This is a genomic window from Arthrobacter sp. TB 26 (genome assembly GCF_000427315.1).
In the GTDB taxonomy this organism is placed as follows: Bacteria; Actinomycetota; Actinomycetes; order Actinomycetales; family Micrococcaceae; genus Arthrobacter.
In genome coordinates this window covers 543-2,867 of the sequence record NZ_AUPJ01000376.1, presented here as the reverse complement: position 1 = coordinate 2,867, position 2,325 = coordinate 543, and the positions used below count along the sequence as shown (strand labels likewise).

Annotated in this window: 1 protein-coding gene and 1 pseudogene (1 of these 2 cut by a window edge); both read left to right on the top strand. The window is 67.0% G+C overall.

Annotated elements, in window-relative coordinates; all coding sequences use genetic code 11:
- The first annotated feature begins 131 nt into the window (after positions 1 to 131).
- Positions 132 to 1,934 carry a peptidoglycan D,D-transpeptidase FtsI family protein gene (locus K789_RS0114635; RefSeq protein ID WP_024367406.1) on the top strand — a complete coding sequence of 601 codons (1,803 nt, stop codon included), beginning with the start codon at positions 132 to 134 and terminating at the stop codon, positions 1,932 to 1,934.
- A 125-nt stretch (positions 1,935 to 2,059) separates the two neighbouring features.
- Positions 2,060 to 2,325 (top strand): annotated as a pseudogene (locus tag K789_RS23225) (Mur ligase family protein); its annotated part runs 542 nt beyond the window's last position; the annotation flags it as partial.

Genomic DNA, 2,325 nt, shown 5'->3' with positions numbered 1-2,325 from the left:
CGGTCCCGCCGTCCGTCCCGGCCGCACCCGCAGTCGAACTCCACGGAGGATCCGTTCCCGCCCCCGCGCAGAAGGTCCCGGGACAGTAACGCAGGACGGACCACCAGCCAGGCAAGCAGCAAGGAAACATCGTGGCGCAGAACACCGGCAAGGCACGCAAGGCGAAAGCGCCAAGCGCGACCCGTCGGCTGCGGCTGGGCCTCGGCGTCATGCTGACGCTCCTGCTCGTCGTCGGCGGAAAACTCTTCCTGGTCCAGGGTCTCGACGTCGGAGGCATGGCCGAGGCCGCGCTCCAAAACAGGCTTACCCCCATTGAACTGCCCGCAGAGCGCGGCAGCATCCTGGACGCCAACGGCAATGTCCTGGCCAGCAGCGTGATCCGCTACAACCTCGTTGTCGACCAGACCGTCAATACCAAAACCGAGTCATTCCGCCGGCTGGAGCAGGTGGACGGCAAGGACGAGCTCGTCAAGATCTCCCGGGACCAGGGCATCAACGAACTGGCCACGGTGCTGGGCATGGACAAGGACACGATCAAGAGCGCCCTGACGGGGGACCAGCGCTACTTCATCGTGGCCAAAGACCTGAAGCCCGACGTCGAGGACCGCATCTCCAAGCTCCAGATCCCGGGCATCGTCACCGAAGGCACCAGCAAGCGGGTGTACCCCAACGGCTCGGTGGCCGGCGGGATCGTCGGCTTCCTGAAGGACGGCACCACGGGCCAGGCCGGCCTGGAACAGACCCAGGACGAGATCCTGAAGGGCACCCCCGGCAAACGGCTGTTCGAAATCGGCGCCGACGGGCTGCGCATCCCGGTCGGAGTGGACCAGCTGACCCCGGCCGTGAACGGCAAGGACATCAGGCTTACGCTGAACTCGGACCTCCAGTACTTCGCCCAGCAGGCCATCCAGAGCCAGCGGGACAAACTCAGCGCCGAGTGGGGCGTCGTCATCGTCCAGGACATCAAGACCGGCAACATCATCGCGATGGCGGACACCAACTCCCCGGACCCCAACGACCCGGGCAAGGTCGATGCCAAGGACCGCGGCGTACGCGCCGTGACGGCTGCGTACGAGCCCGGCTCCGTGGAGAAGATGATCACGGCGTCCGCGCTGATCGAGGAGGGCAAATCAAGCCCGCTGGACAAGTTCACCATCCCGCCGTCGTACACCGTGGACGGACAAACGTTCAACGACTCCTTTACCCACGGCACCGAGGACCGCACCCTGGCCGGCATCCTGGGCTGGTCGATGAACACCGGCACGGTCATGGCCGGCCAGCGGCTCAGCAAGGAGCAGCGCTACAACTGGCTGAAGAAGTTCGGCATCGGGGAAGCGCCGGACATTGGCCTCCCCGCCGAGGCCCAGGGCATCCTGACTCCCTACGAGCAGTGGGACGGCCGCCAGGAGTACACCGTACTGTTCGGCCAGGGCGTCTCGCAGTCCACGCTCCAGACCGTCCGGGCCTTCCAGAGCATCGCCAACAACGGCGTGATGCTCCAGCCGCGGCTGATCGACGGCTACATCAATCCGGACGGCAGCGAGGAAAAGGCGCCAGCGCAGGCTCCCCGGGAGATCGTCTCCCCGGACACCGCCCGGCAGGTGCGGGACATCCTCGAGAGCGCCGTCACGGAGGGCCAGATCAAGGAAGCAGGGCTGGACGGCTACCGGGTCGGGGCGAAGACCGGCACCTCGCAGTCGCCGTGCGACGACGGCACCGCGGGATTCTGCGGCTTCACGGCGTCGATGGTCGGGATGGCGCCGATGGACAATCCGCGGTTTATTGTTGAAGTGGTCCTGCAACGGCCCAAGGGCGACATCTACGGAATCTCGAATGGACCGGTCTTCCGGTCCGTGATGAGCCAGGCGCTGCGGACGTTCAACGTCCCGCCGTCCACGGGTGAGCCTGTCCGCCTGCCGCAGTACGCCAAGTAGTACCAGCGCGAGAACCAGCACCACGAACGTCCGCCACGAACCTGTACCGGGTAACTGAGCCTGCGGGCCGGAGCATTCCTCCGCGCGCAGCGCCAGATCCACCAGCACCACCAACGGAGATCCACGTGTCAGATCAGAATGCCCCCGGCGCTTCCGCCGCGCCGTCCGGTCCGGGGTCCACCCCGGGCTTCCGGCCCTCTGCGGTTGCTGCCGTGCCGCTGGCAACCATCGGTGCGTCGATCGGCGTCGTCGTCCCCGGGGCGTCCGGCTCCGTCGCGGTCACCGGGATCTCGCTGAATTCCCGCACCGTGCAGCCCGGGGACCTCTATGTTGCCCTGCCCGGCGCGAGCCGGCACGGTGCCGACTTCGTCTCCCAGGCCGTGGAGGCCGG